This is a genomic window from Mycetocola reblochoni REB411, from assembly GCF_900163835.1.
GTDB classification, from domain to species: Bacteria; Actinomycetota; Actinomycetes; order Actinomycetales; family Microbacteriaceae; genus Mycetocola_B; species Mycetocola_B reblochoni.
The window spans coordinates 1-7,584 of the sequence record NZ_FUKR01000045.1 but is presented as its reverse complement, the minus strand read 5'-3'; the positions used below and the strand labels follow the sequence as shown (position 1 = coordinate 7,584).

General features: G+C 72.5%; 7 protein-coding genes. 5 read left to right on the top strand and 2 right to left on the bottom strand.

What is annotated here, in order from left to right:
• Positions 1 to 59 precede the first annotated feature (59 nt).
• The 5 genes from FM119_RS08045 to FM119_RS08025 all read left to right on the top strand — a co-directional run bounded on the left by FM119_RS08045 (position 60) and on the right by FM119_RS08025 (position 4,421).
• Entirely contained in the window at positions 60 to 1,340 is a 1,281-nt protein-coding gene (locus FM119_RS08045; protein WP_087137164.1) for an amidohydrolase family protein, read from the top strand.
• Positions 1,337 to 1,855 carry a cupin domain-containing protein gene (locus FM119_RS08040; protein WP_087137163.1) on the top strand — a complete coding sequence of 173 codons (519 nt, stop codon included), beginning with the start codon at positions 1,337 to 1,339 and terminating at the stop codon, positions 1,853 to 1,855. Before FM119_RS08045 ends, FM119_RS08040 begins: the two co-directional genes overlap by 4 nt.
• A gap of 99 nt (positions 1,856 to 1,954) precedes the next feature.
• Positions 1,955 to 2,806, top strand: a complete 852-nt coding sequence (locus FM119_RS08035) for an ABC transporter substrate-binding protein (protein ID WP_087137162.1) — start codon at positions 1,955 to 1,957, stop codon at positions 2,804 to 2,806.
• A gap of 8 nt (positions 2,807 to 2,814) precedes the next feature.
• Entirely contained in the window at positions 2,815 to 3,684 is an 870-nt protein-coding gene (locus FM119_RS08030; RefSeq protein WP_245827386.1) for an amino acid ABC transporter permease, read from the top strand.
• A complete protein-coding gene (locus tag FM119_RS08025; RefSeq protein ID WP_087137160.1) occupies positions 3,681 to 4,421 on the top strand; it encodes an amino acid ABC transporter ATP-binding protein in 741 nt (246 codons plus the stop codon). The genes FM119_RS08030 and FM119_RS08025 overlap by 4 nt, the downstream gene beginning before the upstream one ends.
• A 150-nt stretch (positions 4,422 to 4,571) precedes the next feature.
• Here the strand turns inward: FM119_RS08025 and FM119_RS08020 are convergent, their stop codons facing one another.
• Together FM119_RS08020 and FM119_RS08015 are read right to left on the bottom strand one after the other, a co-directional pair.
• On the bottom strand, positions 4,572 to 6,683 hold the full coding sequence (locus FM119_RS08020) for a serine hydrolase (RefSeq protein ID WP_087137159.1): 2,112 nt from the start codon (positions 6,681 to 6,683) through the stop codon (positions 4,572 to 4,574).
• A 108-nt stretch (positions 6,684 to 6,791) separates the two neighbouring features.
• Positions 6,792 to 7,325 (bottom strand): DUF805 domain-containing protein, encoded by a 534-nt coding sequence (locus tag FM119_RS08015; RefSeq protein ID WP_121657533.1) that lies wholly within the window; start codon positions 7,323 to 7,325, stop codon positions 6,792 to 6,794.
• Positions 7,326 to 7,584: the final 259 nt, after the last annotated feature.

Genomic DNA, 7,584 nt, shown 5'->3' with positions numbered 1-7,584 from the left:
GACGACTGGCGTGCCCACCGCTACGCCCCCGACGTCCCACCCCTCGCATCGGAGTCCACATGAACGCACCGGTCACACTCTTCTCGGCCGACATCATCCTCCCCGTCACGGGTCCTCCCGTGCGCGACGGTGCCGTCGCCGTGCGCGACGGGCGCATCCTGCACGTCGGCGAGCGGAGCTGGGTGAGGGAGACCCTGCACGACAGGGGACTCGAGTCAGAGGAACGGCACCTGTCCGGCGTGCTCGTCCCCGGACTGGTCAACGCCCACACCCACCTGCAGTACACCGGCATGGCGTCGGTGGCGACCGGCAGATACCACGGCTTCGACGACTGGGGCGATGCCTTCGACGCGGCCTACGGCGCGGGCGGCCACGACTGGGGTGCGGCGGCGGCCGACGGCGCCAGGCGGAGCCTCGCCGCGGGCGTCACGGCGGCAGCCGACGTCGTCACCGACCCGGCCGCCGCGTCCGCTCTGCACGACGCCGGCATGCACGGCGCCGCCTACTGGGAGGTCTACGGGCTGAACAACGCCGACTGGGGCGACGGCGGCAGGGACCGCCTCGTCGCTCAGCTGGCGGCCGTGCCGACGCCCCCCGCGGTGGGCGTCTCGCCGCATGCGCCCTACTCGCTGGAGATCACCCCGCTGCTCGAGGTGCCCGACGTGGCGCGCGAGCACGGCCTGCGGCTGCACATCCACCTCGCCGAGGCCCACATGGAGAACGGCGACGGCCTCGCCGCGGTCGACTGGCAGGCGCAGCGCCCGGAGAGCTTCCGTGCGCTGCGTGGGCGAGGGGTGGGCATCTCCTCTACCGAGTTCGTCGACCACCTCGGCGTGCTCGGCCCCGACTGCCACATCGCCCACGGCGTGTACGTCAACGCGAAGGACAGGGCGCTGCTGCGGGCGCGGGGGACGAGCGTCGCGCTGTGCCCGCGCTCGAACGAGGTGATCGGGCTCGACATGCCGCCCGTGGCCGCCTACCTGGCCGAGGGCAATGCGATCGCCGTCGGGACCGACTCCCTGGCGTCGTCGCCGTCCCTCGACCTCATGGCCGACGTGGCCGCCCTGTACCGGATCGCCCGTCAGCAGGGCTATGCGGAGGCCGACCTGCACGCCCGGCTGCTGCAGGCCGCGACGCTCGGCGGTGCGACGGCCGTGGGCGCGCACGCCGGCCCCGCCCGCATCGGCCAGCTCGCCGTCGGCGCCGCGGCCGACCTCGCGGGCTTCGAGGTGGACACGGTGGACACGGCGGACGCCCTCGCCGAGCTCGTCGAGGCGGGGGAGGGCCGCTGTGTGATGACCGTGCTCTCCGGCCGCCAGCTCAGCGGGAATTCCGCGTGAGTGCGCCGGATCGCGCCGTCGAGCTGGGGCTGAGCGCGCACCCGGAGGGCGGCTGGTACCGGCGGCTGTACACCTCGACCGTTCCCGTCGGCACGGCGGGAGGGACGCGGCCGACCGCGACGGCGATCCTGTTCTACCTCGCCCAGGGCGAGGAGGCCGCCTGGCACCGGGTCGTCTCCGACGAGGTCTGGCTGTGGCACGGCCCGGCCGCCCTCGACGTGGACCTCGCCGGGAACGGCGCCGCCCCCGAGCCGTCACGGGTCGTGCGCCTGGCTGCACCGGGAACGCCAGGGGCCCAGGTGCAGCTGCTCGTGCCCGCCGGAACCTGGCAGCGCTCCCGTCCGGTCCCCGGCTCGGTCCCCGTCGCCGGACCCGGTGCCCCCGAGGACACCGGGGTGCTCTGCAGCTGCGTCGTCAGCCCCGGGTTCAGCTTCGACGACTGGGAGCTCGCCGGCGACGGCGGGCTCGACGGCGGCCAGGACGACGCCGGGCCCCGGCCCTCGCACGGGGGGTGAATCCGTGACGCCCGGTGTCGGGCCCCTCCGCGGTCGGTCGCGGGACGCCGATAGGATCGGTGACGACCCCGAACCTCCCTTCGCATCCCGAGGACTCCGATGACCCGCATCAGCCGTATCGCCGGCGCCACCGCAGCAGTGGCGTCCCTCTTCCTTCTCTCCGCGTGCGCCTCCGGCACGGGCGACGACGCCGCGACCACCGGTCCCGACGCCCTCGACACGGTCACCCCCGGTGTGCTCACCATCGCCACGGGCGAGCCGGCGTACTCGCCGTGGGTCGAGAACGACGACCCCGCCTCGGGCGAGGGCTTCGAGGCGGCCGTGGCTTACGCGGTCGCCGAGAAGCTCGGCTTCGCCGCCGAGGACGTCACCTGGATCCGCACCCCCTTTGACACGGTCATTGCGCCGGGCCCGAAGGACTTCGACCTGAACATCCAGCAGTTCTCCGCGACGGACGAGCGCCGCCAGGCCGTCGACTTCTCGACGCCGTACTACACGACCACCCAGGCGGTCGTCACGACCTCGGACAGCGCGGCGGCTGACGCCGACAGCCTCGCCGACCTGGCCGGACTCAACCTCGGTGTCGCGGCGGGCACGAGCACACTCGACACGGTCAACGAGATCATCGCCCCGGAGAACGACCCGTCGATCTTCAACAGCATCGACGACGCCGTGCAGGCGCAGCGTGCCGGCCAGATCGACGCGATCGTCACCGACCTGCCCGGCGCGTTCTACATCGCCTACGGCGGCCAGCTGGGTGACGACGGCGTGCTCGTCGGACAGCTCGACTCCACCGCGGGCGGCGACGAGCTCTCCTTCCTGCTCGAGAAGGACTCGCCCCTGACCGACGCCGTGTCCGCGGCCGTCGACGAGCTCAGGGAGGACGGCACGCTCGACGAGCTCGCCACGACCTGGATCGACGATAACGCCGACGTCCCCGTCCTGAAGTAGCGCGGGTGGTGGATCGGATCACCGCGGGCGAGGGACAGCGGCAGCCCTCGGCCGTGGAGCAGGGGCGCGTGCGCTACCGGAGGACCCAGAACCGTCGCTCGGTGCTCATCAGCGTCGGCTCGACGCTGGTGTTCGCGGTCCTCGTCTGGCTCGCGCTGACGGCGAGCCCCGGCTGGGAGCAGGTGCGGGCGTCGTTCTTCGACCCGCAGGTCGCCTGGGAGTCGCTTCCGACGGTGCTCGTCGGCCTGTGGACGAACATCCAGGTGCTCGCGATCGCCGTGGTCGGGGTCGCCGTGCTCGGCTCGCTGCTCGCGATCGCGCGGACGCTCCGCGGTCCGCTGTTCACGCCCGTCCGTATTCTCGCCGGGGCATACACGGACATCTTCCGTGGCGTGCCGCTGCTGCTGGTGCTCTACCTCGTCGGCTTCGGGATCCCGGGCCTGGACATCTTCGGCCGGATGCCCGCGCAGTTCTGGGGAGCCATCGCGCTCGTCCTCTGCTACTCGGCGTACGTCGCCGAGGTGCTCAGGGCCGGCATCGAGGCGGTGCACCCCTCGCAGCGACTCGCGGCCCGGTCGCTCGGCCTGGGCTACGCGAAGACCCTCCGCCTCGTCGTCATGCCCCAGGCGGTGCGCAAGGTCACCCCCGCCCTGATGAACGACTTCGTGTCCATGCAGAAGGACGTCGGGCTCATCTCCGTGCTCGGCGCGGTGGACGCGATCCGGTCCGCGCAGATCCTGGTGGCGTCGAGCTACAACTTCACCCCCTACGTCGTCGCCGGCGTGCTGTTCATCCTGCTCTCGCTGCCGATGATCCGGCTCACCGATTGGTACAGCGCCCGCGCGCGTCGGCGCGAGCAGATCGGAGGCACCGTATGACCGCGAACGAACCGGTGCTCCGGGTCGAGGGCGTCGTCAAGTGGTACGGGGAGCAGCCCGTCCTCGACGGCATCGACCTGGACGTCGCGCGGCACGAGGTCGTCGTGCTCATCGGCGCCTCGGGCTCGGGCAAGTCGACGCTGCTGAAGACCGTCAACCTGCTGGAACGCGTCGACGACGGCCAGATCTTCCTCGCCGGGGATGACATCACCGACCCCAGGGTGAACGCGGACCGCGTGCGCGCCCGGATCGGCGTCGTGTTCCAGCACTACAACCTGTTCCCGCACATGAGCGTGCTCGACAACGTCACCCTCGCCGGCCGGCACGTGCTCGGCTGGTCGCGCCCGCGTGCCGAGGCGCGGGGGAGGGAGCTTCTCGAGCGCATCGGGCTCGGCGACAGGGCGGCGGAGTACCCCGACCGTCTCTCCGGCGGCCAGCAGCAGCGCGTGGCGATCGCCAGGGCGCTGGCGACGGAGCCCGAGCTCCTGCTGCTGGACGAGATCACGAGCGCACTCGACCCGCAGCTGGTCGGCGAGGTTCTCGACCTGGTCGGCGAGCTGAAGGCGGCGGGGTCGACGATTCTCATGGCGACGCACGAGATGTCTTTCGCACGCCGGGTCGCGGACCGGGTCGTGTTCCTCCAGAACGGCAGGCTCGTCGAGCAGGGCACGCCGGAGCAGATCTTCGACGCCCCACAGCACGAGGAGACCCGGCGCTTCCTGGCCCGCCTGGGCTGAGCCGCCGGTCGTCCCGCGGCCGGCGATGGCCGGCTACCGGACGACGATGTCCGTGATCGGGCGCGGCCGGGCGGGGCCGGGCGGGTGCACCGCGACGCCGAGGGGCGGGGAGCCGACGCTCCCCGCCCCTCGGCGGCCGTGGCCCTCGGCTCAGCCCCTGGACCTCCGGTGCCGGGCGCCGATCAGGCCGGCGGTACCGGCGAGGACGAGGACCGCGAGCACGCCGAGCAGTGCTCCCGTCCCCTGCGCTCCCGTGTCGGCCAGCGTGCCGTCGCTCCCGCCACCCGCGGCCGCGGGGCCGGTCGTGGAGTCGGCGTCCGCCGTCGGTGCGGGCGTCTCCGTCGCGCCCGAGGTCGGCTCGGGTGTCGGCGTCGGCGTTGCACCCGGCGTCTCCGACCCGTCGTCCGGTGTGGTGGCGAGGACGTACTCGTACACGATCGCGCCGATCCGCTGCACGTACGGGTTCGCCGTCGCCTGCAGGTCACCGCTGAAGCCCTCGCCGGCGGTGGTGAACACCGACAGCGTCAGCTCCTGGCCCGGCACGAGCAGCAGCCCGACGTCGTGGCTGACCGTGTCGTTCTCGCCGGTCTTGTGCGCGAGGACCTCCGCGGGGATGCTGGCGCCGAGCTTCGTCTTGACCTGCTGGTCGAGCATCAGCCCGATGATGGTTCGCGCCGACTCCGGCGTCAGGTAGTCCTGCGCGCTCCGTGCGCTCGGCGTCGCCGCCTCGTCGTCACTCTCCGCGATGCGGTAGAACGAGGTCAGCAGCTGGTCCATGCCGACGGGGGTGAGCCACACGTCGCCCCAGCTGGGCACGACCGGCCCGAACATCTTGCGGCCGAAGTGCAGGTCGCCCGCCGAGATCCCCGCCGCGGCGATGACGTCGCTGATCCGGTCGACGCCGCCGACCACGTCGGCGAGCTTGTTCGTGGCGGTGTTGTCGCTCACGGTCACCATGAGGTCGAGCATCTCGCCGACGGTGACGTCCTGGGGGAACGCGCGGTCCTTCAGCACGCCGCTGCCGCCGTAGCGCTCGTCCTCGGTGATCGTCGCGACGTCGTCGAGGTCGAGCTCGCCGCTCTGCACCTGCGTCATGACGGTCGCCGCGAGCGCGAGCTTGATCGTGCTCGCCGTCGTGTACCTGTCCAGCTTGCCGAGGAACAGTGCGCGGTCGTCGTAGCTGCCGGAGAGGTCCCTGACCGCGACACCGACGTCGACCCCGGCGGCGCGCGCCTCGTCGATGACCGGCTGGATGGCATCGGACAGCTCCGGCCACTCGTCGGAGACGCCGATCGTCGGAGCGGGGATCTCCTCCTCGACGGGCTCCTGCAGGAACCCGTACACGGTCGAGGCCACGCGCTGCACGTAGCGGTTGACCTCGGTCTGCGAGCGCCCGGCCGCGTAGGAGCTGGTCACGGTCAGCGCCACCTCGTGGCCGTCGAGCAGGATGATGCCGCTGTCGTGCGATACGTCGCCGAGCTCGCCCGTTTTGTTGGCCAGGTGCTCGCGCGGGATGACGGCGCCGAACTTGGTGTTGACCAGCTGCCCCTTCATCAGGCCGATGATGTGCTCGCTTGAGGAGGCGCTGAGGATGTCGTGCCGGTACAGCCGGGCGATGAGGTCGGTGACCTCGGCGGCGTTGATCCAGTTCTCGCCGAGCGGAGGGGTCGCGGTGTGGATCATCTTGCGGCCGAGCCAGAGCGTGTCGTAGCCGAGGCCCTCGATGTACGCGTTGATGCGGTCGAAGCCGCCGGCGCGGTCGATGAGCACGTTGGTGGCGGTGTTGTCGCTGACCTGGACCATGAGCTCCATGAGCTCGCGGACGGTGATGTCGAGCGGGAACTGCCGGCCCTGGAGGGTCCCGGCGCCGCCGACGATGTTGGAGCTGCCCGCGGGGATCGTCACCGACTCGTCCAGGCTGAGCCTGCCGTGATCGGCCTCGTCCATGAGCAGGGCGAGCAGCGGGAGCTTGATGACGCTGGCCGCCTTGACCGGCTCCTGGCTGCCCGCGTCGATCGTCCCCGCGCCGTAGAGGCCGCTGAGGTCCTCGGCGCTGACACCGAGGGTGACGCCGTCCGCGGCGGCCTCGTCGACGATCGCGTCGATCCGGCCTTCCAGCTCGGCCCACCCGGCCGAGGGGGTGAGAGCGTGGGCCGCGGGCGCGACGGCGACGAGCGTGCCGGCGGCGAGGCCGACGGTCAGCAGGGCGGACACGAGGGCGGGGCGTCGCGAGCGTCGCCGGGGGGTGTGGGGGTTCGGCATTCTGTCCTTTCGGTGCCCGCGGCGCGGGCCACGTCCAGGACAGCAGGGTCGTGTTTCGGGACTGTGTTCGCGGTGTAACCGTCAGCCCCCGATCCGGGCCGTCCGGTCTCAGCCGTCGAAGCGCGCGCCGGCGACCCGCGGTGAGCGCAGGAGCAGGATGATCAGAACGATCGCCCCGAAGGGGAGGAGCGCGATCAGCACCCACGGCCCGGGCAGGTCCGAGTCGTGCAGCCGCCTGACCGCGACGGTGATGCTCGGTACGAGCGTCACCAGCGTCCAGAGCCCCGCCACGACCATCGACACGGCGGCGACGGCAGGGACGTCCGCGCCCGCGACGCCCCAGGAGGCGACCTCCCCGCCGCCGAAGAGTGGCGAGCCGACCGGCCCGAGGGGGAGCGTGCCCCAGCCGGCGCCCGCCAGAAGGGGGACGACGACGCAGAGCAGCAGCAGCACCGCCGCGTTCACGAGCATCCACCACCAGAACTCGCTTTCGCTGGCCCGTCCGCGCAGCTGATAGGCACGCGTCCACAGCGTCCGGTTGAGCGCGGCCCCGATCGTGGCGCGCGGAAGCGGTGCCGCGGTGAGGTCGGGTGCAGCCGCGTCGGCGGCGTCGGCTGGCCGGGGGGCGTCGTGGTCGAGCATGGTCGCGACACTACCGCCCGGCCGTGGCGCGCGCGACGGCCGATCCGCAGCTGTGCGCTTGCCCCGGAGGCCCCCGCCGCGGCGGACGTCCCTGTAGCATGAGGCAACGCAGTCCCGAGCCCCCCACCGAAGGAGAGTGACACCGCCGGTGCCGCACGCCGACGACGTTCCGCAACCTGGCCCCCGGGCCGCCCACCCCGTCCCGCGCCGATCACCGTCGGGCCTCCGCATCGGCGGGGCGTCTGCTCGGGGCGGGGAC